This is a genomic window from Citrobacter sp. R56 (assembly GCF_016811995.1).
Lineage (GTDB): Bacteria > Pseudomonadota > Gammaproteobacteria > Enterobacterales > Enterobacteriaceae > Citrobacter_D > Citrobacter_D enshiensis.
The window spans coordinates 1302989-1328245 of the sequence record NZ_CP069159.1 but is presented as its reverse complement, the minus strand read 5'-3'; the positions used below and the strand labels follow the sequence as shown (position 1 = coordinate 1328245).

The 25257-nt window shown below is 52.6% G+C and carries 21 protein-coding genes; 14 read left to right on the top strand and 7 right to left on the bottom strand.

All coding sequences use genetic code 11. From position 1 onward, the window contains the following. The first annotated feature begins 7 nt into the window (after positions 1-7). The 5 genes from hyfH (at position 8) to focA (ending at position 4820) form a co-directional block, all read left to right on the top strand. Positions 8-556 carry a hydrogenase 4 subunit H gene (gene hyfH / locus JM656_RS06325; protein ID WP_203360446.1) on the top strand — a complete coding sequence of 183 codons (549 nt, stop codon included), beginning with the start codon at positions 8-10 and terminating at the stop codon, positions 554-556. Beyond that, positions 553-1311 (top strand): NADH-quinone oxidoreductase subunit B family protein, encoded by a 759-nt coding sequence (locus tag JM656_RS06320; protein WP_203360445.1) that lies wholly within the window; start codon positions 553-555, stop codon positions 1309-1311. The genes hyfH and JM656_RS06320 overlap by 4 nt, the downstream gene beginning before the upstream one ends. Before the next feature lies 1 nt (position 1312). Continuing rightward, entirely contained in the window at positions 1313-1726 is a 414-nt protein-coding gene (locus JM656_RS06315; protein ID WP_203360444.1) for a formate hydrogenlyase maturation HycH family protein, read from the top strand. Between the two features lie 109 nt (positions 1727-1835). After that, complete coding sequence (locus JM656_RS06310; protein WP_203360443.1) at positions 1836-3851, top strand: sigma-54-dependent Fis family transcriptional regulator; 2016 nt, start codon at positions 1836-1838, stop codon at positions 3849-3851. 117 nt (positions 3852-3968) lie between these two features. Further along, a complete protein-coding gene (focA, locus tag JM656_RS06305) occupies positions 3969-4820 on the top strand; it encodes a formate transporter FocA (RefSeq protein ID WP_203360442.1) in 852 nt (283 codons plus the stop codon). 76 nt (positions 4821-4896) lie between these two features. On the opposite strand, the gene JM656_RS06300 is transcribed toward focA, so the two are convergent. Beyond that, entirely contained in the window at positions 4897-5961 is a 1065-nt protein-coding gene (locus JM656_RS06300) for an AI-2E family transporter (RefSeq protein ID WP_203360441.1), read from the bottom strand. A 224-nt stretch (positions 5962-6185) separates the two neighbouring features. On the opposite strand from JM656_RS06300, the gene bepA reads away from it, so the two are divergent. Both bepA and arsC read left to right on the top strand, forming a co-directional pair. After that, a complete protein-coding gene (gene bepA, locus JM656_RS06295) occupies positions 6186-7649 on the top strand; it encodes a beta-barrel assembly-enhancing protease (protein ID WP_203360440.1) in 1464 nt (487 codons plus the stop codon). An 11-nt stretch (positions 7650-7660) separates the two neighbouring features. Then, positions 7661-8020: an arsenate reductase (glutaredoxin) gene (gene arsC, locus JM656_RS06290; protein ID WP_203360439.1), complete on the top strand. Its 360-nt coding sequence runs from the start codon at positions 7661-7663 to the stop codon at positions 8018-8020. Here the strand turns inward: arsC and JM656_RS06285 are convergent. Beyond that, on the bottom strand, positions 8017-8862 hold the full coding sequence (locus tag JM656_RS06285) for an XRE family transcriptional regulator (protein WP_203360438.1): 846 nt from the start codon (positions 8860-8862) through the stop codon (positions 8017-8019). The genes arsC and JM656_RS06285 overlap by 4 nt on opposite strands. 155 nt (positions 8863-9017) lie before the next feature. Here JM656_RS06285 and celB point away from each other — a divergent pair, with 155 nt between their 5' ends. Genes celB through JM656_RS06270 form a run of 3 tightly spaced genes read left to right on the top strand, consistent with a single transcriptional unit; the run spans position 9018 to position 12727 of the window. Next, positions 9018-10337: a PTS cellobiose transporter subunit IIC gene (gene celB / locus JM656_RS06280; RefSeq protein WP_203360437.1), complete on the top strand. Its 1320-nt coding sequence runs from the start codon at positions 9018-9020 to the stop codon at positions 10335-10337. A 3-nt stretch (positions 10338-10340) separates the two neighbouring features. After that, the gene (locus JM656_RS06275; RefSeq protein ID WP_203360436.1) at positions 10341-11297 is read left to right on the top strand and encodes a N(4)-(beta-N-acetylglucosaminyl)-L-asparaginase; all 957 of its coding nucleotides are present in this window, start codon (positions 10341-10343) and stop codon (positions 11295-11297) included. Then, positions 11297-12727, top strand: a complete 1431-nt coding sequence (locus JM656_RS06270; RefSeq protein ID WP_203360435.1) for a M17 family metallopeptidase — start codon at positions 11297-11299, stop codon at positions 12725-12727. The genes JM656_RS06275 and JM656_RS06270 overlap by 1 nt, the downstream gene beginning before the upstream one ends. A gap of 42 nt (positions 12728-12769) precedes the next feature. On the opposite strand, the gene JM656_RS06265 is transcribed toward JM656_RS06270, so the two are convergent. The 4 genes from JM656_RS06265 to JM656_RS06250 all read right to left on the bottom strand — a co-directional run bounded on the left by JM656_RS06265 (position 12770) and on the right by JM656_RS06250 (position 17212). Beyond that, complete coding sequence (locus JM656_RS06265; RefSeq protein ID WP_238929233.1) at positions 12770-13471, bottom strand: DnaA inactivator Hda; 702 nt, start codon at positions 13469-13471, stop codon at positions 12770-12772. A 95-nt stretch (positions 13472-13566) separates the two neighbouring features. After that, on the bottom strand, positions 13567-14856 hold the full coding sequence (gene uraA, locus JM656_RS06260; RefSeq protein ID WP_203360433.1) for a uracil permease: 1290 nt from the start codon (positions 14854-14856) through the stop codon (positions 13567-13569). A gap of 86 nt (positions 14857-14942) precedes the next feature. Beyond that, positions 14943-15569, bottom strand: coding sequence for a uracil phosphoribosyltransferase (upp, locus tag JM656_RS06255; RefSeq protein ID WP_162379081.1), 627 nt, complete (start codon positions 15567-15569; stop codon positions 14943-14945). Between the two features lie 212 nt (positions 15570-15781). Beyond that, positions 15782-17212 (bottom strand): 6-phospho-beta-glucosidase, encoded by a 1431-nt coding sequence (locus tag JM656_RS06250; protein ID WP_203360432.1) that lies wholly within the window; start codon positions 17210-17212, stop codon positions 15782-15784. A 286-nt stretch (positions 17213-17498) separates the two neighbouring features. On the opposite strand from JM656_RS06250, the gene purM reads away from it, so the two are divergent. The 4 genes from purM to ppx all read left to right on the top strand — a co-directional run bounded on the left by purM (position 17499) and on the right by ppx (position 23001). Then, complete coding sequence (gene purM, locus JM656_RS06245) at positions 17499-18536, top strand: phosphoribosylformylglycinamidine cyclo-ligase (RefSeq protein WP_203360431.1); 1038 nt, start codon at positions 17499-17501, stop codon at positions 18534-18536. After that, positions 18536-19174, top strand: coding sequence for a phosphoribosylglycinamide formyltransferase (gene purN / locus JM656_RS06240; protein WP_203361227.1), 639 nt, complete (start codon positions 18536-18538; stop codon positions 19172-19174). Before purM ends, purN begins: the two co-directional genes overlap by 1 nt. A gap of 211 nt (positions 19175-19385) precedes the next feature. Next, positions 19386-21452 carry a polyphosphate kinase 1 gene (gene ppk1, locus JM656_RS06235; RefSeq protein ID WP_203360430.1) on the top strand — a complete coding sequence of 689 codons (2067 nt, stop codon included), beginning with the start codon at positions 19386-19388 and terminating at the stop codon, positions 21450-21452. A 4-nt stretch (positions 21453-21456) separates the two neighbouring features. Then, complete coding sequence (gene ppx / locus JM656_RS06230) at positions 21457-23001, top strand: exopolyphosphatase (RefSeq protein ID WP_203360429.1); 1545 nt, start codon at positions 21457-21459, stop codon at positions 22999-23001. A 7-nt stretch (positions 23002-23008) separates the two neighbouring features. Here ppx and JM656_RS06225 read toward each other — a convergent pair whose 3' ends face one another. Continuing rightward, a complete protein-coding gene (locus JM656_RS06225; RefSeq protein WP_203360428.1) occupies positions 23009-25249 on the bottom strand; it encodes a sensor domain-containing phosphodiesterase in 2241 nt (746 codons plus the stop codon). Positions 25250-25257 lie beyond the last annotated feature (8 nt).

The window sequence follows — 25257 nt, the reverse complement described above, 5'->3', positions numbered from 1 at the left end:
CAGAAAAATGCTGAAATTACTCAAAACCATCATGCGGGCTGGAGAGCCCACGGTGAAATACCCTTTTGCGCCGCTGGAGGTCAGCCCTGGCTTTCGCGGCAAGCCGGAGCTGGACCCACGCCAGTGCATCGCGTGTGCGGCCTGTACGTCGGCGTGCCCGGCCAACGCCCTGACCATGGAAACCTCCGCGCAGGATAACACCCGCACCTGGCAGCTCTATTTGGGGCGCTGTATTTATTGCGGTCGTTGCGAAGAGGTGTGTCCAACCCGGGCGATACGGCTGTCTGAAAACTTCGAGCTGGCGGTCACCTGTAAGGCGGACCTGTACACCCGCGCAACGTTCCGTCTGCAACACTGCACTCAGTGTCAGCGGCCGTTTGCGCCAGAAAAGTCGATCGAGATGGCTATCGCGTTACTGGTGCAACAGCAAAATGCGCCGCAAAACCTGGAATTGCTGCGTCAGCAGGCAGGCGTATGCCCGGAGTGTAAACAACGCGCCGCGCTGTTTCATGGCGGCTGCGAAAATATATCTTTTGCCATTAAGGAGAAGCAATGACTTCGTTGACGGCAACGCATCGCCACCACGTCAGTCAGCCCATTACGCTGGACGACCAGGCACAACAAATGAAGCAGCGCCTCCTGAAGGATATTCGCCGCTCAGCGTATGTTTATCGCGTTGACTGTGGTGGGTGTAATGGCTGCGAAATCGAGATCTTCTCTGCGATCACCCCGGTGTTCGACGCTGAACGATTTGGTATTAAGGTGGTGGCTTCTCCCCGGCATGCCGATATTTTGTTATTTACCGGCGCCGTTACCCGTGCAATGCGCATGCCTGCGCTGCGCGCGTACCACTCCGCGCCAGACCATAAGATTTGTGTCTCCTACGGCGCATGCGGCGTCGGTGGCGGGATTTTCCACGATCTGTACTGCGTGTGGGGAGGCAGTGACACGATTGTGCCTATCGACGTGTGGATACCGGGGTGTCCGCCCACGCCAGCCGCTACGATCCACGGTTTTGCCGTGGCGCTGGGATTACTGCAGCAGAAAATTCATGGTGTGGATTATGTCGATGCCGCAGCCGAACCGTCTCAACCGCTGTGGCCGCAGATCCCTCCCGCTCAGCGTATCGCCGTGGAGAGAGAGGCGCGCCGCCTGGCAGGTTATCGCCAGGGACGGGAGATCTGCGACCAGCTCTTACGGGTGCTGACTCAGGATCCTTCCGGTCAACAGGTGGCAAGCTGGTTACAAGAGGCGGACGATCCGCGCCTGACCGATATCGTACACCAGTTATTACTGACTCTCAGGGGGTAACATGGTTAATCAGCGCGGCGAAATCGTCTTCTGGACGCTGCGAAAGAAGTTTCTCGACAGTACGGTCGCCATGCCGGAAAAAAGTCGCCAGGTCATGTACTACTCACTGGCGATAGGCCATCACGTTGGTGTCATCGACTGCCTGAACGTGGCGTTAACCTGCCCGCTGGCAGACTACAACCAATGGATAGCGCAAGTGGAAGATGAAGAGGCGCGCCGCAAAATGTCGGGCGTACTCCGCTTTGACGAGATTGTTATCGATGCCAGTCACGTTAACATGCTCAGCCGCGCCTTTTCCCCCCTCGCCGATGACGCCGCGGAACCGTGGCGTAATCTGAGTATCCAATTGATTCATCTGCTGGATGATATTGTTCGTGAGCCCGCCATTTATCTGATGGCGCGGAAGATCTCGTGAGACGGATAACATTACGAAGTGAAGGGATAAGGTAAAGTGTCGCGTTGCCATGATCGCTACCGAAACGCACTCGCTACACCCAATGTCTCTTCAGTAAAAAGGACCGTTGATGACAAAGTTTGACGAGGCAATTTTTGCCCCGCCTGTAGGTAAGTTGTTGGATGATGTAGTCAGTTCACTTATGCACTCTCTGACTCGGCAGAATGATAAGGCCTCTATACTGCACGCCTTCGTTCCGCTCCCCCCGCCCTTCAGCCCAATACAACTTATTGAACTCCACATCCCGGAAAGCAGCTTTTATTATCGCTGCTTCGACGATGGAACCGACGAGATTGTCGAAGAACCTTACCTGCGCGACGTCAGCGACTTTTCGCTACACGCCACGCAGCTCGGCGATACGCTGATGGCGGAGTTGCGCTTCATTCGCACGGATAAAGGCACGTTTACCCGCCAGGACACCAGCTTATTCAACTGGTTAGTTCGCATTATGACGCCTGTACTGGAATCTATGCTTACCCAGTCGAGTCAACAGGAATCCCTTCAGACCGTCTCGAAAGAACGCGATCATCATCGTGTGCTGGTCGATATTACCAACTCGGTGCTCTCCCATTTAAATCTTGATGAGCTGATCGACGATGTTGCCAGAGAGATTAACCACTTCTTCGGTATTACTTTCGTCAGCATGGTTTTGCGGGATACCCGGCGGACAGACAAGTTCTGCGCATGGAGTACCGATTTCTCTCAGGAAGAACAGCCGGAACGCCTGCAGTTTATCCTGCAGGAACAGAGCATCATGCTGATGCAAACGCTGCGCGACAAGCACGCCTGTTTGCTGCATCTGGCAGACGATCCCGTTCTGTGGGAGCACGACCCGCTGCTGCTGGATCTGAAAAACAACCACGTCGGAAGCGCCTTCTTTCTGCCACTGACCTTTGGCAGCCATACGCCGGGCGTCTTACTTCTCGCCCACCCTTCGCGATCGCAGTTCAGCGAAGAGAATTGCGAACTTCTCCAACATATTGCCGACCGCGTTGCTATCGCCGTAGATAATGCCGATGCCTGGCGCAGCATGACTGACCTGAAAGAGAGCCTGAAACAGGAAAATTTTCAGCTGAGTGAGCAACTGTTTGCCAGCCAGGGCGCCGGTAATATTATTTATCAAAGCCAGGCAATGGATGACCTGCTTTCGCAGATCAACATTGTGGCGCAGAGCGACAGCACCGTGTTGATCTGCGGTGAAACGGGGACGGGGAAAGAGGTGATTGCCCGCGCGATCCATCAGTTAAGTCTGCGTCGGGATAAGCCGCTGGTAAAGATTAACTGCGCCGCGATCCCCGCCAGCCTGCTGGAAAGCGAACTCTTCGGACACGATAAAGGGGCCTTTACCGGCGCGATCAATACTCATCGCGGCCGGTTTGAAATTGCCGACGGCGGAACCTTATTTCTCGATGAAATCGGCGACCTTCCTCTCGAGTTACAGCCCAAACTGCTGCGTGTGCTGCAGGAAAGGGAGATCGAACGTCTGGGCGGAAACAAAACAATACCGGTCAACGTGCGAATGATTGCCGCCACCAACCGCGATCTCTGGCAAATGGTCGAAGACCGGCAATTCCGTAGCGATCTGTTTTATCGGTTGAACGTTTTTCCCCTTGAGATACCGCCGCTGCGCGAACGCCCGGAAGATATTCCACTACTGGCGAAACACTTTACGCAAAAGATGGCGAAACGGATGAACCGGAACATTGAGGTGATCCCGACGGAAGCGCTACGTCAACTGATGACATGGGACTGGCCTGGGAACGTGCGTGAACTGGAAAACGTGATCGAACGTGCTGTATTGCTCACCCGAGGTAATAGCCTGAATTTGCATCTTAATACCCGCCAGACCCGGCTGCTGCCGCCGCTGGGAAGCGATTCCCCCGTTTCCGGGCCGATGTCGGAAATGCTTAATCCCGCCACGCCAGAAAATGATGAAGAGGAGCGCCAGCGTATTATTCAGGTTCTACGGGAAACAAACGGCATTGTCGCCGGACCTCGTGGCGCCGCTACGCGACTGGGCATGAAACGCACAACCTTATTATCGCGTATGCAACGGCTGGGCATTACCGCGCGTGAGGTCTTATAACGCTGCAACTCTGTGAAGGGATTCACATTTCATTCTCGTAAGAGGCTCTCACTCTGGTACGCACTGTGCATAAAGGTATGCAGTCTTTGATATCTCAGTGCTATTCAGGAGTATCTTATGAAGAACAGCGTTTCTTTAGATTTGAGAATGCCTGCAGAAATGGCAAAAGTCGCCGAACAGGCCGGCGTCTATAAGGTGACAAAGAAAAAGGAATTGGCATTTTTTCTGGCAATTACTGCCGGTGTGTTCATTTCTATTGCCTTTGTCTTTTATATCACCGTAACCACTGGCGCAGAGCCAGCGACAGCATTAACCAAACTGGTTGGCGGTCTCTGTTTTTCTCTCGGTCTTATTTTTGTCGTCGTTTGTGGTGCTGACTTGTTTACGTCGACAGTAATGACGGTCATGGCCAAAGCCAGTGGGCTGATCAGCTGGCGACAATTAATCATCAACTGGTTTATCGTCTATTGCGGTAATTTGGTCGGCGCGCTCTTTTTTGTGTGCCTGATTTGGTTTTCCGGGCAGGCGATGACCAGCAACGGTTTGTGGGGGCTCAACGTTTTACAAACCGCCGATCACAAAATGCATCACACCTTTATCGAAGCCGTTTGTCTGGGCACGTTGTGTAATTTAATGGTCTGCCTCGCAGTCTGGATAAGTTATTCCGGCCATTCGCTCACCGATAAAATTGCCGCCATGTTATTACCGATCAGCATGTTTGTCGCCAGCGGCTTCGAGCACAGCATCGCCAATATGTTTCTTATCCCTCTGGCCATCCTGATTCGCAATTTTTCACCGGATGCATTCTGGAATCTTACGCAAACCACAGCGGATAATTTCCCGGCATTAACAATGAGCAATTTCATTACCGATAATCTGATTCCCGTGACCATCGGCAATATTATTGGCGGCGGTTTGCTGGTCAGCGTGACGTACTGGATCATTTATTTGCGTAAAGAAAAACACTAAATATTAACGCAAGTACAGGGAGATGAAGGGTAGCCCGGCGCGCAAATGACCGCCGGGCTATTTTATGGACTAAAGATTACTCTTCGAGAGTGGTCTGTCCGTCTGGCCAGGCGTGAACCACCGCTTTGATTAACGTTGCCAGTGGAATGGCAAAAAAGACGCCCCAGAATCCCCACAGACCGCCAAAAATGACCACCGACAAAATGATCACTAAGGGGTGAAGATTCACGGCTTCAGAGAACAGCACCGGCACCAGCAGATTGCCGTCCAGCGCCTGAATAATCAGGTACACGGCAAAACAGCTCCAGAACTCCGTCCCTAAACCAAACTGGAACAGCGCCACCCCCACCACCGGAATCGTCACCACAAATGCGCCGATATAGGGGATCAGCACCGAGAATCCAACCAGGACCGCCAGCAGCAATGAGTAGTTCAGGCCAAACAGTAAAAATCCAAGCCACGTTGCCACGCCAACGACCACCATTTCCAGCACTTTACCGCGAATATAGTTGGTAATCTGTTGGTTCATCTCTTTCCAGACCTGGCCTGCCAGACCCCGATTTCGCGGCAGAACCCGACGTACGGCATTCAGCATCTGATCTTTATCTTTGATCAGGAAGAAAACCATTAGTGGCACCAGTACCAGATAGACCGCCAGCGTCAACAGCCCCACCAGTGACGCCAGCGAATATTTAACCACCGAATCGCCCATTGAGAGCATTCGGGTGCGCAAATTTTCCGCCATTGCATCGATGATCCCGGCATCCATCAGCGCCGGATAGCGACGCGGCAATGTCGCCGCAAAATCGGAGAGCTTATTCAACATGCCCGGCATGTCGCGGATTAAATAGATCCCCTGCTGCCACGCCACCGGCATCACCACAAATGCCATCAACAGCAATATGCCGACGAAGAACACCAGCACAATCGAGGTCGCCCATCGCCGGGAACAGCCAATGGCCTCCAGACGCACTGTCGGCCACTCGAGCAGATAAGCCAGCACAAGCGCCACCAGCAGCGGCGCTAAAAGCCCACTAAAAAAGAACAGGATGCTAAAACCAGCCACCAGAATAACCAGCAAAGCAATCGCCTCCGGGTCGCTAAAGCGACGGCGATACCATTGCATCAACATTTCGAGCATAAAAACCCTTCCCTGAACTCAATAGCGGGATTGTGATCCCGAATTGTATCGAAATGTCTCAAAAAAGACTTCGCTTTTTATGGCTGATTCAGGAAACTGAGAAGCGTCCTGGTCCGGGTGTTCATTGGCGGGTTTCGCAGTTACACTCCCAATGTCACCGAAGCGGGAACGATATTTCGCAGCATCGGTCAAATGGCTATCTTAAAGAATACAGGACAGAGGTCATGTTCAGGCAGTTTAAAAAAAACCTGGTTGCTACCCTCATCGCTGCGCTGACCCTCGGTCAGATAGCGCCCGCGTTTGCAGATCCAACGGACACACTGCCCGATATGGGGACCTCGGCAGCCAGCACGCTTTCCATCGGTCAGGAAATGCAGATGGGCGATTATTATGTTCGCCAGCTGCGAGGCAGCGCGCCGCTGATTAACGATCCGCTGCTGGTACAGTACATCAATACCCTCGGGATGCGCCTGGTCTCTCATGCCGATTCGGTGAAAACTCCCTTCCATTTCTTTTTGATTAATAACGACGAAATTAACGCCTTTGCCTTCTTCGGCGGCAACGTCGTTCTGCATTCCGCGCTTTTTCGCTATTCCGACAACGAAAGCCAGCTGGCTTCCGTTATGGCGCACGAAATCTCCCACGTGACCCAGCGTCACCTGGCGCGTGCGATGGAAGATCAACAGCGTAGCGCCCCGCTCACCTGGGTTGGCGCGTTAGGCTCAATATTACTGGCGATGGCCAGCCCACAGGCGGGTATGGCGGCGCTCACCGGTACTCTGGCAGGTACGCGCCAGGGGATGATCAGCTTCACGCAGCAAAACGAGCAGGAAGCCGATCGTATCGGTATTCAGGTTCTGCAACGTTCGGGCTTCGATCCCCAGGCAATGCCGACGTTCCTGGAAAAACTGCTCGATCAGGCACGTTACTCCACCCGACCGCCTGAAATTTTGCTCACTCACCCCTTGCCGGAAAGCCGTCTCGCGGACGCCCGTAACCGTGCGAACCAGATGCGGCCAGCCGTGGTGCAATCTTCAGAAGACTTTTATCTGGCGAAAGCGCGTACGCTGGGGATGTACAATTCAGGGCGCAACCAGTTAACCAGCGACCTGTTGGATGAATGGAGCAAAGGCAACGTTCGTCAGCAACGCGCTGCGCAATACGGCAAAGCGTTACAGGCGATGGAAGCCAATAAATATGACGAGGCGCGTAAAACGCTGCAGCCATTGCTGAGCGCAGAGCCGAACAATGCGTGGTATCTCGACCTGGCAACCGATATCGATCTCGGTCAGAAGAAACCCAACGACGCCATTAACCGGCTGAAAAGCGCCCGCGATCTGCGCGTTAACCCCGTCCTGCAACTCAACCTGGCCAATGCCTTGTTGCAGGGAGGACAAGCGAAAGAGGCCGCAACCATACTCAATCGCTATACCTTCAATAATAAAGATGACAGCAACGGCTGGGACCTGCTGGCGCAGGTGGAAGCGGCGATAAATAACCGCGATCAAGAACTGGCTGCGCGTGCTGAAGTGTATGCACTGTCGGGGCGTCTGGATCAGGCGATCACCATGCTCAGCAACGCAAGCTCTCAGGTCAAACTGGGGAGTCAGCAGCAGGCACGTTACGATGCCCGCATCGACCAGTTGCGCCAGCTACAGCAGCGCTTCAAGCCGTATGAAAAGATGTAAAAGGAGAACTCATGTCTGACACGGTAAAAATCTACCATAATCCTCGCTGCTCGAAGAGCCGCGAGACGCTTAGCCTGCTGAAATCAAACGGCGTGGAGCCGGAAGTGGTGCTCTATCTGGAAAGCCCCGCTGATGCCGCTACCCTGCGTGAGCTGCTAAAAATGCTGGGGATGTCCAGCGCGCGTGAGCTTATGCGCCAGAAAGAAAATCTTTATGCTTCGCTCAACCTGGCAGACAGCCAGTTGAGCGAAGAGGCGCTGATTCAGGCAATGGTAGAAAACCCGAAACTGATGGAGCGCCCGATTGTGGTTGCCAACGGCCAGGCACGTATCGGTCGCCCACCAGAACAGGTACTGGACATCGTCCGCTAATCCTCACGCCGCAGCGCCTCAAGAAAAGCCTGCGGCGTCTTATCGCCCAATTTTTTTTGCGCCCGCCCTGCGTTATAAAATTCGCATATCTGAATCAGTAACTGACTGGCGGATTCTGTCTGCAATCGCGGAATTATCGTCATTAACGGAACAGCCACCTGCGCCCTGACGGGTGAACCCGGATTGATTTTGTGCTCAATTCCACGTTGCTTTAGCACGCTTCTCACGCTGGCGCTGTCAGTCTCAAAAAGAAAAGTCTCAATAGATTGTATATCAGCCGGACATTCACTCAGTAATTCTTCCAGCCAGTTCACCACCCGCTGCGGTGAGATCCCGGCATACAGTCTGGCAAAACACCATCCGCTTAACGGTTCACGCGCCCACAGCAAATGATGCTCGCCGCCATCGTCCATATGCAATGACAGCAGAAGGTGATGCACCTCCAGTCGATGTGGCAACAGCCCCGCTTTTAACGCTTTTTTCCCTTGTAACGGCGCGTCCCGGTGTTTAGGCGCAACCGGTTTTAAATACCGGTTCAGCGTCGCTCGGGAGACCGGTATCCCCAACACGTCATTCACCAGCAACAGCAGTTCATCCAGCGGTGCGCCCGACACATCACGCAATGCATTGACCAGAGACACCTGTTCTTGTCTCATCGCTTTGTGTATCACAGCGGGCGTCGTTTTTTTGTCTAAAACCTCTTCGCGGCAACGCCAGCGCCTCACGGTAGTCACCGATATGCCAAGCTCAGCGGCGAGTTCTCTGTCACTTTTATCCGAATTTTGGAGATAACGGCGAATACGTGGTGTGGTCGTGGCATTGGCGTGTAATTTGATTTCCATCGTAAGAATTTCCGCATTTCCGCAACTAATCATGTGAGATTTATAGTAATACAGCGATTACATTGTGACCTGATTCACCTTTCAGTCGCCATGCTTCACTGATAATCCGCAGACATAACACACTTCACGTCACTTGATCTTGTACGGAGTTCACAATGAACAATGTTCTGGGATTTCTTGAAGCGAAACTGATGCCCATCGCAGCAAAAACGGCGCAGCAGCGTCATTTAGGTGCGATTCGCGGCGCATACGTCTCGTTCATGCCATTTATTATCGTCGGTTCTATCCTGCTGGTGATCTCGTCGTTTCCCAATGAGGGCTATCAGCATTTCATGTCCAGCACCTTTGGCGAAAACTGGGGCAACATCGTTGAGATCCCGTTTAATGCCGTTTTCTCTACCATGTCGCTGTTTATCTGCTTTCTGGTCGGCTTCAGACTGGCAGAACATTATGGCGATGACCGTCTCTCCTGCGGGATTCTGTCGCTGGTCAGTTTTCTTATCCTCACCCCGTTTATTAAAGTCGCCGAAAACGGCGGTATTACGGTGATGCCGGTTGAGTGGATCGGCAGCAAAGGGCTGTTCGTGGCCATGATTGGCTCGCTGCTCTGGACAGAGCTATTCTGCTGGCTGAAGCGTAAAAAGCTGGTGATCAAAATGCCCGATGGCGTGCCGCCAGCCGTGCAGGAGTCCTTCGCCGCGCTGATTCCGGCATTGCTGGTGATGATTCTGGTGCTCGCCATTCGTATTCTCTTCCAGAACACCCATTATCAGACAATTCATCAGTTTATATACGAAGTCGTCGCCACCCCGGTACGCCACTTCGGCACCTCTTACATTGGCGCGCTGCTGACGGTATTTAGCATTACCATTTTGTGGTCGGTGGGGATCAACTCTGGTTCGATGGTCAACGGTATTATTCGTCCGTCATGGATGGAAAATCAGACCGATAACATCGCCGCGATTCAGGCGGGCATCACGCCGCCGCACATTATCACCGAACAATTTTTTGACATGATCTGGATGGGTGGCGCAGGCGCGACGCTGTCGCTGGTTATCGCCATGTTGATTTTCGCCCGTAGCAAAAACATGCGGGAAGTGGCCCGACTGGGCGCGGGCGCATCACTGTTCAATATCAATGAACCGATTCTGTTTGGCCTGCCGGTGATCATGAACCCGATCATGCTGATTCCATTCAATCTGGTACCGCTGGTGCTGGTGACTATCCAGTACGCGGCCATGAAAATCGGCATGGTGGCGGTGACGACCGGGGTGTTTATCCCCTGGACGCTGCCACCGGTCATCAGCGGCTTTATCGTTACCGGGCATATCAGCGGTAGCATCATGCAGCTTATCAACCTGCTGATTGGCGCCATGCTGTATCTGCCTTTCCTGCGTATTCTGGACAAGCAATACCGCGCTGCAGAAATCGCGTCTCTTACGCAAACCGAAGCCACGCTGGCTAAACAGGAGTAAACCATGTGGGGAATTATCGCCACCTGGCGAATGGCGCTTGAGGGCGTCACGGAATCTGCCTCTGCGCTGGCGGCAGGAAAACGCGCGGCCTCTGCCGTCGTCGACGCCATTGCCGCCGTTGAAGACTTCCCGTTGTATAAATCCGTTGGCTACGGCGGTTTGCCCACTGAAAATGGCGATGTCGAACTGGACGCTGCCTTTATGGATGGCGACACGCTGGCGTTTGGCGCGGTGGGCAATCTGGTCGATATCGCCAACCCGGTGCGGGTGGCCCACGCGTTAAGCCGCCAGCGCTATAACAATTTGCTGGTGGGTCAGGGTGCTCGCGAGTGGGCGCTGAATCAGGGATTTGCGAGCAAAACCATGCTGACTGACCGCGCTATGCAACATTATCGCAAGCGCTGTCGCGAAACGCTGGATAAAGGTCTGGGCCCCTATGACGGCCACGATACGGTCGGAATTATCGGGCTTGATAAACACGGTTCAATGAGCGTCGCGACCTCCACCAGTGGCCTGTTTATGAAAAAACGCGGACGTATTGGCGACTCGCCAATCATGGGTTCCGGTTTCTACTGCGACAGTGAGACAGGCGCGGCGACCGCAACAGGCGTCGGAGAAGACCTGATGAAAGGCTGCGTCAGTTATGAAATCGTGCGCCGCATGGCGCAGGGGATGACGCCGCAACACGCCGCCGATTCTGTGGTGTTCGAACTGGAAGACAAGCTGATGTCGCGCTTTGGCCGCGCGGGCGATCTCTCTGTTGTCTGTATGAACAATAAAGGTGAGTTTGGCGCCGCCACCAATATTAAAACCTTTTCATTCACGGTGGCCTCCGCCCACCATCCGCTTACCGTTTATCGCGCTGAGCGCCAACGCGAAAAGACGCATTATCAGCCGGTCGATGAAGAATGGATGCAGGCCTACGCTGCGCGAATTCGTGCCCCGATAGAGGAGGAATAATGATTACCTGGCAGCTAATTCATTCACTCACAGAGACGCAACCGGAAAGCCATCTTATTGCACGCGCATCCTGCCCGCTGCTACCCGATACCCCGCTCATCAACGAGATGCGCCAGCAGGATAAAACAGCCGATACGTGTTTCGGTTGCGCGCCGTTTGCACGTATTACGTTACTCCCCGAAGCCTTCTGGCACGATCCGCTGACCGAAAGTTTGCTGGGCGCGTTGCGTCCGGTGCTGGCAGAGCCTGTCAGTTCCCGTGTGGTCATTGATGTGACGGACATCAATGACACCGTCCTGATGCAGTTATTGCGTTTTTTGTTCAATCAGGCGCACCGGCTCAGCGATTTACAGCTCAAAAAGGCAGACCATGCGTCAGTGCGAGTTTGCCATATAGATGCACTCTGTCTGCCCGCGCAGCAAAAAAGATTAGAGGCGCTATTTCGCCAACAGCAGGCGATTGCCAATGGCATGCTTGCCGCTCGCCGCCTGGCCGATATTCCGTCAGACCGCTGTACGCCGCAGTTTGTGGTGACAGAAGCACAAAGGCTGTGCTCCGACTACCCTGCCCTTCGCTGCGAAGCACTTGATGAAAAACAGATTATTGAACAGCAATTGGGTCTGCTTCATGCCGTCGGTAAAGGGGCAACCTGTCCGCCGCATTTGCTTGCCATTCACTACGATGGCATCGCCGAGGGTCCGGTACGCTGCTATGTGGGAAAAGGTATTACGTTTGATACCGGCGGCCTGTGGCTGAAAGAAGGCGCGGGTATGTACACCATGAAGTACGACATGTGCGGCGCAGCCAATGTGCTGGGATTGCTGCTGACGGTTGCAGAGTTACATTTACCGGTTCGCATTATGGGCGTGCTGGCGCTGGCTGAAAACGCCATCGGCCCTGACGCCATGCAGCCGGGTAGCGTGGCGCGCGCCTGCAACGGTCTGACGGTGGAAATCAATAATACGGATGCAGAAGGAAGACTGGTGCTGGCAGACGCGATTGCCTGGGCCAGCCAGCGACATCCACAGGCCAGGTATCTTATTGATATGGCAACCTTAACCGGTGCGGTAGTGAAAGCGCTGGGCTATGAACTGAACGGACTCATGACTCAGGATGAACCTTTGCGTCAGGCGCTAAACGTAGCCGGAAAACAGTGCGGAGATGAAGTCTGGTCGCTACCGCTTGATGCGCGGTTGAAAAAACAGACCGAAAGCGCCATTGCCGATCTGTGCAATACGCCCGGCAATAACGCGGCGATCAGCGCTTCCGCCGCCTGGTTGCTACACCACTTTTGCCCGCCGACAATTCCCTGGGCGCATCTGGATATTAGCGGTACGGCGCTATGGCGGGAAAACGGGAAGAGTGTTGCCTCAGGCAGGCCGATTCCCCTGCTGGTAGAGCATCTCCTGGAGGATATGCGTCAGGCGTGAGCTGTGTGTAGCCGGGTAAGGCGAAACCTCCGCCCGGCAAGATTACAACGTGAGGATCTCTTTGACGAAGGGGATCGTCAGCTTACGTTGTGCGGTAATGGAGGCATGATCGAGCTGATCCAGCGTATCAAAGAGCGTACGCATTTCTCGGTCCAGTCGTTTCAGCAGGAAACGCCCCACATCTTCCGGCAGTTCGAAACCACGCAATCTTGCCCGCAGCTGTAAAGCCTGAAGTTTATCTTCATCTGAGAGCGGCTGAAGTTTATAGATTTGCCCCCAGTCCAGGCGAGAGGCCAGATCGGGCAGCCCGAGGTTTAACTGACGCGGAGGGCGATCGCCGGTGATCAGTAAGCGGGTTTTCCCCGACTCCAGGATACGGTTGTAGAGATCAAAGATCGCCATCTCCCACAATTCGTCCCCCGCTACGCATTCAATATTATCAATGCATACCAGCGACAAATGTTCCATTCCGTCGAGCACTTCCGGCACAAACCAGGTACGTTTATCCAGCGGGACATAACCGACCGCATCGCCACGCTGCGACAACTCGGCGCACGCGGCATGCAGCAGATGGCTTCTGCCCGCACCTTCGCGCGACCAGAGATAAATATATCCGCTATGTTCCTGACGTAGCACGTTTTGCAGCGCGGCCAGTAAAGAGGCGTTATCCCCCGGCCAGAAACTTGCAAACGTTTCATCGTCAGGAAGATAAAGTGGCAGAGAGAGCTGTGCCGGTGTGTTCAGAGATACCTCAACCCAGGATTTCACAAAATCGCAGTGAGTTTACCACAGAATTCCGTCGCGATAGAACCGGGCAGCGTCGCTGCCCGGTCAGAGAGTTAGTGCTGAGGACGATCCGCGTCCTGCGCATCCAATACGACTTCTTCCGGACGTAACAGCGAGATCACTTTGAAAATCAGGCTCAGGCCAATCCCAACAATGGTCGCCAGCGCCATACCTTTCAGTTCTGCCGCGCCAATGTGCACCTTCGCGCCGCTGACACCGATGATCAGAATGACCGAGGTCAGGATCAGGTTTTGCGCTTTGTTGTAATCCACTTTTGATTCGATCAATACGCGGATACCCGATGCGCCGATCACCCCGTACAGCAGCAGCGACACGCCGCCCATCACCGGCAGTGGGATAATCTGAATGGCGGCGGCCAGTTTACCTACGCAGGAAAGCAGAATCGCAATAATGGCTGCGCCACCGATAACCCAGGTACTGTACACGCGCGTAATCGCCATCACGCCGATGTTCTCACCGTAAGTGGTGTTTGGCGTGGAGCCGAAGAACCCGGAGATGACGGTCGACAGGCCGTTAGCAAACATCGAGCGGTGCAAACCCGGATCGCGGATCAGATCTTTCTTCACGATATTCGCCGTGACCACCAGGTGACCGACGTGTTCCGCAATAACCACCAGCGCCGCAGGCAGAATCGTCAGAATGGCGAACCACTCAAAACGCGGAGTATAAAAGGTCGGCAGCGCAAACCAGTGTGCCTGTGCAATCGGCGTGGTATCCACAACGCCCATCACAAACGACAGCGCATAGCCCGCCAGCACACCGATCAGAATCGGGATGATCGCCATAAAGCCACGGAACAGCACGGAGCCGAACACCGTTACCGCCAGGGTGACCATAGAAATGATGATGGTCTTCGAGTCCGGCGTTTGGCCTTCGGCAGGCAGTAATCCCGCCATCCCTGCAGCAACACCCGCCAGCTCCAGACCGATGACGGCAACGATTGCGCCCATCGCCGCAGGCGGGAACATCACATCCAGCCAGCCGGTCCCCGCTTTCTTCACAATCACTGATACCAGGCAGAACAGGACGCCGCACATAATAAAGCCGCCTAACGCGACTTCATATCCCAGAGGCAGCAACAGCAGAACCGGAGAGATAAAGGCAAAGCTTGAACCTAAATAGGCAGGAATTTTACCTTTACAAATAAAGAGGTACAGCAAGGTGCCAATGCCGTTAAACAGCAGGACAGTGGCCGGGTTGATATGAAACAGGACTGGCACCAGCACGGTTGCGCCAAACATGGCAAACAAATGCTGCAAACTAAGCGGGATAGTCTGTAAAAGCGGCGGTCTTTCACTCACCCCGATAGCACGGCGCGTCATAGTGTTTTCCTCTGAGTGTTGTATGTTATTGATGTTTTATTCAAAAAAAAGCCGACTCTAAAAGTCGGCTCTTTTTATTTTTTCGTTTACTTCGTACCAAAGATCTTATCGCCGGCATCGCCGAGGCCCGGAATAATGTATCCGTGCTCGTTGAGTCCCTGGTCAATCGACGCCGTGTACAGCTCGATGTCCGGGTGCGCTTTTTCCAGCGCCGCGATACCTTCCGGCGCCGCAACCAGTACCAGCACCTTGATGCTGGAGCAGCCTGCTTTCTTCAGCAGGTCGATGGTGGCGATAACGGAACCGCCAGTTGCCAGCATCGGGTCAACGATCAGCGCCATACGCTCATCGATGTTAGAAACCAGTTTCTGGAAGTACGGTACCGGCTCCAGCGTCTCTTCGTCACGGTACATGCCCACAACGCTGATACGCGCGCTCGGGACGTTTTCCAGTACGCCGTCCATCATGCCCAGACCTGCGCGCAGGATCGGCACAACGGTAATTTTCTTGCCTTTGATCTGGTCTATTTCTACCGGGCCGTTCCAGCCTTCGATAGTCACTTTTTCTGTTTCCAGACCCGCAGTGGCTTCATAAGTCAGCAGGCTGCCAACTTCGGAGGCGAGTTCACGGAAGCGTTTAGTGCTGATGTCATGCTCGCGCATCAGGCCCAGCTTGTGTTTGACGAGTGGGTGTTTCACTTCCACAATCTTCATTCTCTTTCTCCTTTGAATAGGGCAGCCACAAAAAAAATCGACGGATTATACCGCCATTCTTTTAGTGGGCAACATTTATTTACTTGATGTTGATCAAGCATAGGAGGGGTTAGTGCGAATAGAGCAAATATTCGACAGACGAATATCTCAGCGCTGGGCATGAAAACGAAAAGGGAGAGCGGCCAACCCATGCTGACCGCTATCTGCACGGATTACAGTTTTTCACCATTAGACGCAATCACCTGCTGATACCAGGCAAATGATTTCTTTGGATGGCGTGCTAACGTCCCGCTACCGTCATTATTTTTATCGACATAGATGAAGCCGTAGCGTTTTTTCATTTCGCCCGTCCCCGCAGAAACTAAATCAATGCAGCCCCACGGGGTATAACCCATCAGATCGACACCGTCTTCGACCACCGCTTTTTTCATTTCACGGATGTGCGCGGCCATATAATCGATGCGGTATTGATCGTCTACAGAGCCGTCGGCCTGCTGGACATCAATCGCGCCAAAACCGTTTTCGACGATAAACAGCGGTAGCTGATAGTGGTCCCAGAACCAGTTGAGCGAATAGCGCAGCCCCACCGGGTCAATCTGCCAACCCCAGTCGGACTTCTGCACATACGGGTTAGAGACCAGGCTAGTGCTTTCGTCATAGTCCAGCTGCAGGTTATCCGCCGTCGCTTTGGTGGCGAACGACATATAGTAGCTGAAACCGATATAGTCGACGCAGCCCTGCATCAGCGCCTGTTTATCGTCTTCGGTGATATCCAGCGTAAAACCACGACGCGCAAAGTAGTTCAGCAGATGCTGCGGATATTTCCCCCGCACGTGTACATCGGTGAACCAGTAGCGGCGATGCATGGCGTTCATCGCCATCATCATGTCGTTCGGCGCGCAGGTCAGCGGATAGATTGGGCACATGGCGATCATGCAGCCGATTTGCAGTGACGGGTTAATTTCACGCCCCGCTTTTACCGCCAGGGCGCTGGCCACCAGTTCGTAATGCGCCGCCTGAAACATCACGGGCTCGCGGTCTTCACCCGGCAGGTATTTCAGACCCGAGTTGGTGAAAGGCGCAAAGTCTTCGTGGAAGTTGGCCTGGTTGTTGATTTCATTGAACGTCATCCAGTACTTCACTTTGTGCTGGTAGCGTTTGAAGACCACCTGCGCAAAGCGAACGAAGAAGTCGATCAGTTTACGGTTGCGCCAGCCGCCGTATTCCGTCACCAGATGATACGGCATCTCGAAATGCGACAGCGTAATAACAGGTTCAATGCCGTGTTTCAGACATTCATCAAAGAGGCAGTCATAAAATTGCAGGCCTGCTTCATTCGGCTGGGATTCGTCGCCCAACGGAAAAATACGCGTCCACGCGATGGAAGTGCGGAAACATGTAAATCCCATTTCAGCAAAGAGCGAGATGTCATCTTTGTAGCGGTGATAGAAATCGATGGCTTCGTGATTGGGGTAATTCTTACCGGGAATGACGCCGGGGGTTATCTCTCTGGGAATACCATGCGCTCCGGCGGTCATGACATCCGCCACGCTGACGCCCTTTCCCCCTACCTGCCAACCGCCTTCTAACTGGTGAGCCGCCACTGCGCCTCCCCACATGAAATTCGCTTTAAATCCAGACATACGCTTCCCTCATTCGTCGCAATTTGCTGGCCGCAGTCTCAGGCCACACTCACAGAAACCGGTTTCATTACGATACTGTGCATTTATCAGGCGGGTTTCAAGCACGAGAATGAAACCGGGTTCATTTTCGTGGCGCAGTTCAAATAACCCGAATTTCGAGAGCGAAATGTTGAAAAAATCAGCAGTTCTATGCCGATGCAAAGCAGGCTCGCAAACGTTTGCTTTCCCTGTTAGAATTGCGCCGAATTTAATTTTCACCGCAAGTAAACGCGTGGGGACCCAAGCAGTGACCGATAAAACCTCTCTTAGCTATAAAGATGCCGGTGTTGATATCGACGCGGGTAATGCTCTGGTTGATCGAATCAAAGGCGTAGTGAAGAAAACCCGTCGTCCCGAAGTGATGGGCGGTCTGGGTGGCTTCGGCGCGCTGTGCGCATTGCCGCAAAAATATCGTGAGCCTGTACTGGTTTCCGGCACTGATGGCGTAGGGACAAAACTGCGTCTGGCAATGGATTTAAAACGTCACGACACCATTGGTATCGATCTCGTGGCGATGTGCGTTAACGATCTGGTCGTTCAGGGTGCAGAACCGCTGTTTTTCCTGGATTACTATGCCACCGGCAAACTGGATGTCGACACCGCCTCCAGTGTGATCAGCGGTATTGCCGAGGGTTGTCTGCAGTCTGGCTGCGCGTTGGTCGGCGGAGAAACCGCTGAAATGCCGGGCATGTATCACGGCGAAGATTACGACGTGGCCGGGTTCTGCGTTGGTGTGGTCGAAAAATCAGAAATTATCGACGGCTCGAAAGTGGCTGATGGCGATGTGCTGATAGCGCTGGGTTCCAGCGGTCCGCACTCCAACGGTTACTCTCTGGTGCGTAAAATCATCGACGTCAGCGGTTGCGACCCTGAAACAACAGAACTCGAAGGCAAACCGTTAGCCGACCATCTGCTGGAACCAACGCGTATCTATGTGAAGTCAATCCTGGAGCTGATTGAACAGGTTGATGTACACGCTATCGCGCACCTGACGGGCGGCGGTTTCTGGGAGAACATCCCGCGCGTTCTGCCCGACAATACACAGGCAGTGATTGATGAATCCTCCTGGCAGTGGCCGGCCGTATTTGACTGGCTGAAAACCGCAGGTAATGTCAGTCAGCATGAAATGTATCGCACCTTCAACTGCGGCGTCGGGATGGTGATTGCCCTGCCGGAAGCGGAAGTCGATAACGCGCTCACGCTGCTGAAGGCCAAAGGTGAAAAGGCGTGGAAAATCGGTATCATCAAAGCCTCTGATTCCGAACAGCGTGTGGTTATTGAATGATGAATATTGTGGTGCTTATTTCCGGTAACGGAAGCAATTTGCAGGCAATTATCGACGCCTGCAAAGAGCAGAAAATTAAAGGCACCCTCAGGGCAGTATTCAGTAACAAGGCCGACGCGTTCGGCCTTGAACGTGCCCGGGAAGCAGGCATTCCAGCGCATGCGCTGACCGCCAGTCAATTTGCCAACCGTGAAGCGTTCGATCGCGAACTGATGCGGGAAATTGATGCTTATGCCCCCGATGTGGTGGTACTGGCAGGCTATATGCGAATCCTCAGTCCGGCGTTTGTCACGCACTACGAAGGGCGTTTGCTCAATATTCACCCGTCCCTGTTGCCAAAGTACCCTGGCCTGCATACGCATCGTCAGGCGCTGGAAAACGGCGACGAAGAGCACGGCACTTCTGTGCATTTTGTTACTGATGAACTGGATGGCGGCCCGGTCATTCTCCAGGCTAAAATTCCGGTTTTTGAAGGCGATAGCGAAGATGACATCACCGCACGCGTTCAGGTGCAGGAGCATGCAATTTACCCGTTAGTGGTTAGCTGGTTTGTCGATGGGCGTCTTGAAATGCGCGAAAACGCAGCATGGCTTGACGGCATCAAACTCTCTCCTCAGGGATACGCATCAGACGAGTAACGTCTCTCTGTTCCCCGTTAGTAACCACTGACGGGGAACGGCTCCATTATCTCTTGTTCGTCTCCCCATCCTTTTCGCAAAAATGCGTCAGTTGCTCACATGCCACAGACGGTTTATTGTCATACTCTTCTGGCGCAGTTGGACATCTGACACTAATGCTCGCCATAATAACCCGGCAGTGTCCCGTGATTGAAACGGAGTAAAAGTTGTAATGGGTCAGGAAAAGCTATACATCGAGAAAGAACTGAGCTGGTTAGCGTTCAATGAACGCGTACTCCAGGAAGCAGCGGATAAATCAAACCCGCTGATTGAACGGATGCGTTTTTTAGGCATCTATTCCAATAATCTTGACGAATTCTACAAAGTCCGCTTTGCCGAATTAAAGCGTCGCATCATTATTAGTGAAGAACAGGGTTCAAATTCTCATTCTCGTCACCTGTTAGGCAAAATCCAGTCCCGCGTATTGAAAGCCGATCAAGAATTTGACGGTCTGTACAACGAATTACTGCTGGAGATGGCGCGTAATCAAATTTTCCTGATTAACGAACGCCAGCTGTCGGTAAACCAGCAAGACTGGTTGCGCCACTACTTTAAACACTATCTTCGCCAACACATTACGCCGATTTTAATCAACCGGGAGACGGATTTAGTTCAGTTTCTGAAGGACGATTACACCTATCTGGCGGTGGAGATTATTCGCGGAGATTCCATCCGCTACGCGCTGCTGGAAATTCCTTCCGACAAGGTTCCTCGTTTTGTGAATCTGCCGCCGGAAGCGCCGCGTCGTCGCAAGCCAATGATTTTGCTGGATAACATTCTGCGCTACTGCCTCGACGATATCTTCAAAGGATTCTTTGATTACGATGCCCTCAATGCGTATTCCATGAAGATGACCCGTGACGCCGAATACGATTTGGTGCACGAAATGGAATCCAGTCTGATGGAATTGATGTCCTCCAGCCTGAAGCAACGTCTGACAGCGGAGCCAGTTCGTTTTGTCTATCAACGTGATATGCCTAATGCGCTGGTGGAAGTTCTGCGCGAAAAACTGACCATTTCCCGCTATGACTCGATTGTTCCCGGCGGGCGTTACCATAATTTCAAAGACTTTATTAATTTCCCTAATGTGGGCAAAGCCAATCTGGTGAACAAACCGTTACCGCGGCAGCGCCATATCTGGTTCGATAAAGAAAAGTTCCGCAATGGTTTTGACGCCATTCGTGAGCAAGATGTGCTGCTCTACTATCCATACCACACCTTCGAGCATGTGCTGGAACTGCTGCGTCAGGCCTCTTTTGATCCGAGTGTTCTGGCGATAAAAATTAATATTTATCGCGTGGCGAAAGACTCGCGCATTATTGACGCGATGATTCACGCCGCCCATAACGGTAAAAAAGTGACCGTGGTTGTGGAATTGCAGGCCCGTTTCGATGAGGAAGCCAATATTCACTGGGCTAAACGTCTGACCGAGGCTGGCGTCCATGTGATCTTCTCTGCGCCGGGGCTGAAAATCCACGCCAAGCTGTTCCTCATCTCGCGTAAAGAAGGCGATGACGTGGTGCGTTACGCACACATCGGCACTGGGAACTTCAACGAAAAAACAGCGCGTCTGTATACCGACTATTCATTACTGACTGCGGATGCGCGGATCACCAACGAAGTGCGTCGGGTGTTCAATTTTATCGAGAACCCCTATCGTCCGGTGACATTCGATTACCTGCTGGTTTCGCCGCAAAACTCCCGTCGTCTGCTGTATGAGATGATCGACCGGGAAATTGCTAATGCACAACAGGGATTACCGTCGGGCATCACACTGAAACTCAATAACCTGGTCGATAAAGGGCTGGTTGACAGACTGTATGCCGCATCCGGTTCCGGCGTGCAGATTAACCTGCTGATCCGCGGTATGTGTTCGCTGATCCCAAATCTGGAAGGCATCAGCGACAATATTCGGGTGATCAGCATCGTGGATCGCTACCTTGAGCACGACCGGGTCTATATTTTCGAGAATGGCGGCGATAAGCGGGTGTATCTCTCCTCCGCCGACTGGATGACGCGTAACATCGATTATCGAATTGAGGTTGCCACGCCATTGCTTGACCCTCGCCTCAAACAGCGGGTCCTTGATATTATAGACATTCTGTTCAGCGACACGGTTAAAGCCCGTTATATCGATAAAGAACTGAGTAATCGCTATGTACCGCGCGGAAATCGCCGTAAAGTGCAGTCACAATTGGCGATCTATGACTACATCAAATCACTTGAGCAACCAGACTAACGCTATGCCAATACATGACAGGACACCCCGACCGCAGGAGTTTGCTGCGGTCGACCTCGGTTCAAACAGTTTCCATATGGTCATTGCGCGCGTTGTGGATGGCGCGATGCAAATTATCGGTCGGCTGAAACAGCGTGTCCATCTGGCCGATGGTCTCGGTGAAGACGGCAGGCTAAGTGAAGAATCGATGGAACGCGGCTTAAGCTGCTTATCCTTGTTTGCTGAACGCCTGCAAGGTTTCGCGCCGTCGAGCGTCTGTATTGTCGGGACCCATACGTTACGTCAGGCACTGAATGCCACTGATTTTCTAAAGCGTGCGGAAAAGGTCATCCCCTACCCGATTGAAATCATTTCCGGTAACGAAGAAGCCCGTCTGATTTTCATGGGCGTGGAGCACACGCAACCGGAAAAAGGCCGCAAGCTGGTTATCGATATTGGTGGCGGTTCAACAGAACTGGTCATTGGCGAGAACTTCGAACCGAAACTGGTTGAAAGCCGTCGTATGGGTTGCGTCAGCTTTGCGCAGCTCTACTTCCGGGGCGGTGTGATTAACGAGGAGAACTTCCAGCGTGCGCGGATGGCGGCAGCGCAAAAACTGGAAACGTTGACCTGGCAGTTCCGTATCCAGGGCTGGAACGTTGCTCTGGGCGCTTCCGGCACCATAAAAGCGGCACACGAAGTGCTGCTGGAAATGGGCGAGAAAGATGGTTTTATTACGCCTGAGCGTCTGGATAAGTTGAAAGCTGAGGTTCTTAAACATCGCTCATTCGACGCGCTCAGTCTTCCGGGTCTTTCGGAAGAACGCAAAGCCGTTTTTGTACCGGGTCTGGCGATCCTGTGCGGTGTTTTTGACGCGCTGGCCATTCGTGAACTGCGTCTTTCCGATGGCGCGCTGCGTGAAGGCGTCTTGTATGAAATGGAAGGCCGATTCCGTCATCAGGACGTGCGCAGCCGTACCGCCAGTAGCCTGGCAAACCAGTACAATATCGACAGCGAACAGGCGAGACGGGTGCTGGACACCACGATGCAGATGTATGATCAGTGGCAGTCGCAGCAACCTAAACTGGTGAACCCGCAACTGGAAGCGTTACTGAAATGGGCGGCGATGCTGCATGAAGTTGGGCTGAACATCAACCATAGCGGTTTGCACCGCCATTCCGCCTATATTCTTCAACACAGCGATCTGCCCGGTTTTAACCAGGAACAGCAAATGATGATGGCGACATTAGTTCGTTACCATCGTAAGGGCGTAAAACTGGATGATTTGCCCCGGTTTACACTGTTTAAGAAGAAACAGTTTCTGCCGCTCATCCAGCTGCTGCGCCTCGGCGTCCTGCTGAACAATCAGCGTCAGGCAACGACCACGCCGCCAACACTAACGCTGATAACCCACGACAGTCACTGGATTTTACGTTTCCCGCACGACTGGTTCAGCCAGAACGCGCTGGTTTTGCTCGATCTGGAAAGAGAGCAGCAATACTGGGAAGCCGTAACCGGCTGGCGTCTGACCATTGAAGAAGAAGAAAGCTCGCCCGATATTGCGGCGTGATCCTCATTCAGGCGCCGGACTCCGGCGCTTGTTTCTCCAGGGTATCTTCCAGTCGCTGCGGCTCCCCGATCAGATAACCCTGCAGGTAATCGATACCCAGCGAGATCACCGCGTTGCGTATCTCTTCACTTTCCACGTGCTCAGCCACCACCAACATCTTTTTCATGCGCGCCAGATGGCAAATGGAAGCCACAATCTGATAATCGAGGCTGTTCGAGACGATATTGCGAATAAAACTGCCGTCAATTTTGAGAATATTTGCGTTCACGTTTTTCAGACGCGCATAGCTGGCATACCCGGTACCAAAATCATCAATAGCAATCTGACAGCCCAGTTGCTGTAATTGCAACAGAGTCGTTTGCGCATGCTCGGCATCGGCAAGTGCGTTACTCTCCGTAACCTCAAATATCAGCTGCCAGGCTTCAACCTGATAATGAGTCAGCAGCTTACTCACCTCAATGGGGAAACGGGCACGACACACTGATGTCGGCGACAGATTGATGGCAAAACGCCGGGCAGGCATTTTTTGCCGATTCACCGCCATAAACTGCAATGTATGTTCGATAACCCAGAGATCGATACTGGAAGACAAACCAAATTCATGGGCGACAGGCAGAAAAATGTCGGGATTAATCATCCCGCCGTTCTGGTCTTTAAGCCGCAGCAGAATTTCATGATAGACATCGCCGCGAACGCCTTGAATAGGTTGAGCCATCAGACAAAAGCGATCGTACTCCAGCGCCCGTTGCAGAAGATTCATCATCGCCACTTTGTCTTTCAGTCCGCGCTGCAAATTCATGGCACCGCGACGTTGTAGATTCTCTGGCGTGTTTGTCGCAATCGAAAGTTCGGCAACTGTACTTAATTCCCCCAATAATAAGTAGATATGGCTTACCGGCGAACGAACATAGCAGTAACTAACCCCAATCTGCGGCTGCATTGGCATTCCATCCCATGCAAAGCGAAATTGCTTTATATGGTTATCCAGTGCTTCTATCCGCTGCTGGTGGGATTCGGTATTCAGACGCAGCACCAAATCGTTGCCGGACAACTGAAACACATCCTCATCTTGCGCCAACAAGGGGGAGATCCAGTGAGATAGTTGTTGCTTGTATTGAATGCGCAACATAATCCCATAATTTTTAATGAGTAATTCCATTCCTGGCACACGCAAATAACAGAGGGCAGACCAGGGTGCGCTTTTGAGAGCCCGATTCAGAGCGCGTAAATTGGGAAGATGCACAACAGGATCAAGGTAAGCGAGACGGCGAGCGCGGCTACTGACAATCCTCTGGCGCGTCGCCAGTATCGCCATATAATTCACAATAAATGAAAAAACCAGATAGCTCGAAGAGGTAATAGCCAGTTGGGTATCGTATCCGGAATACAACGGCATATAACGGTGATAATAATTTATCGATACTATGAGTATTATCGCCCATAACGGCGAAATAAATTTATAACCGTAGCGCATTGCCCCCCATAACATAACGGGTAGCAGGAGTGACAACGTATAGTTTGTGCTAAGTATTGAGCTATCTTCATTTAAAGGCATGCATAACAAAACCATCAGCATACCCAATACTATCAGCCAGATAGCTATTTCTTTTTTCGTTACTTTTGCATCAATTTGTAGTTTAAGCTGCGAAAAATAACCATATAAATAACAAGGATTTCGAATAATGCGAATGATCAAATAGCACAGAGGAACCCCGACAAGATTTCCGACCAGTAGCGCCTGATAATCAATCAATGCGTTAATATTGAAAGGCATGACTCCCATCAGATGGGGTTTGCTATCATACATTCCTACAAAGGCGGCAAATTGAAATATGACTAAAAACAGCGATGCCGGGAAAACTACCTGCCAGAACATTCGCTGAAAGACTAATCGCACATCGCCATGATAGACATGCCCACGCCGCGGGGCGAACACATGATACCCTCCCCAACTGAGCACTACCGTTACCACAAAGTGAATGATAATGGGCAGCGTCTCATACCATCCTACCTGCGAAAATTTATACCAGAAGATGGCAATTGCAATTCCGGGTAACGCCGCCCAGCCGAAAAATAGCATCAGGCTTAACATTAATGCCAAAGGCAGATAAAACAGCACGACATTACCTGTTGCAGTACTTGCAAAGGTATTGGTATTGCTCAATATGGGTAATAACAAAGAGGGCAAGACAAGAGGCAGTGCCCACCATTTATCTCTGATACGAATATATAATTTCTTAAGGCTCATAGATGCTC

Excerpts from the sequence above, each read along its gene's own strand:
- hyfH (WP_203360446.1), top strand. The coding sequence starts at position 8 with ATGCTGAAATTACTCAAAACCATCATGCGGGCTGGAGAGCCCACGGTG.
- JM656_RS06320 (WP_203360445.1), top strand. The coding sequence starts at position 553 with ATGACTTCGTTGACGGCAACGCATCGCCACCACGTCAGTCAGCCCATT.
- JM656_RS06315 (WP_203360444.1), top strand. The coding sequence starts at position 1,313 with ATGGTTAATCAGCGCGGCGAAATCGTCTTCTGGACGCTGCGAAAGAAG.
- JM656_RS06310 (WP_203360443.1), top strand. The coding sequence starts at position 1,836 with ATGACAAAGTTTGACGAGGCAATTTTTGCCCCGCCTGTAGGTAAGTTG.
- focA (WP_203360442.1), top strand. The coding sequence starts at position 3,969 with ATGAAGAACAGCGTTTCTTTAGATTTGAGAATGCCTGCAGAAATGGCA.
- JM656_RS06300 (WP_203360441.1), bottom strand. The coding sequence starts at position 5,961 with ATGCTCGAAATGTTGATGCAATGGTATCGCCGTCGCTTTAGCGACCCG.
- bepA (WP_203360440.1), top strand. The coding sequence starts at position 6,186 with ATGTTCAGGCAGTTTAAAAAAAACCTGGTTGCTACCCTCATCGCTGCG.
- arsC (WP_203360439.1), top strand. The coding sequence starts at position 7,661 with ATGTCTGACACGGTAAAAATCTACCATAATCCTCGCTGCTCGAAGAGC.
- JM656_RS06285 (WP_203360438.1), bottom strand. The coding sequence starts at position 8,862 with ATGGAAATCAAATTACACGCCAATGCCACGACCACACCACGTATTCGC.
- celB (WP_203360437.1), top strand. The coding sequence starts at position 9,018 with ATGAACAATGTTCTGGGATTTCTTGAAGCGAAACTGATGCCCATCGCA.
- JM656_RS06275 (WP_203360436.1), top strand. The coding sequence starts at position 10,341 with ATGTGGGGAATTATCGCCACCTGGCGAATGGCGCTTGAGGGCGTCACG.
- JM656_RS06270 (WP_203360435.1), top strand. The coding sequence starts at position 11,297 with ATGATTACCTGGCAGCTAATTCATTCACTCACAGAGACGCAACCGGAA.
- uraA (WP_203360433.1), bottom strand. The coding sequence starts at position 14,856 with ATGACGCGCCGTGCTATCGGGGTGAGTGAAAGACCGCCGCTTTTACAG.
- upp (WP_162379081.1), bottom strand. The coding sequence starts at position 15,569 with ATGAAGATTGTGGAAGTGAAACACCCACTCGTCAAACACAAGCTGGGC.
- JM656_RS06250 (WP_203360432.1), bottom strand. The coding sequence starts at position 17,212 with ATGTCTGGATTTAAAGCGAATTTCATGTGGGGAGGCGCAGTGGCGGCT.
- purN (WP_203361227.1), top strand. The coding sequence starts at position 18,536 with ATGAATATTGTGGTGCTTATTTCCGGTAACGGAAGCAATTTGCAGGCA.
- ppk1 (WP_203360430.1), top strand. The coding sequence starts at position 19,386 with ATGGGTCAGGAAAAGCTATACATCGAGAAAGAACTGAGCTGGTTAGCG.
- ppx (WP_203360429.1), top strand. The coding sequence starts at position 21,457 with ATGCCAATACATGACAGGACACCCCGACCGCAGGAGTTTGCTGCGGTC.
- JM656_RS06225 (WP_203360428.1), bottom strand. The coding sequence starts at position 25,249 with ATGAGCCTTAAGAAATTATATATTCGTATCAGAGATAAATGGTGGGCA.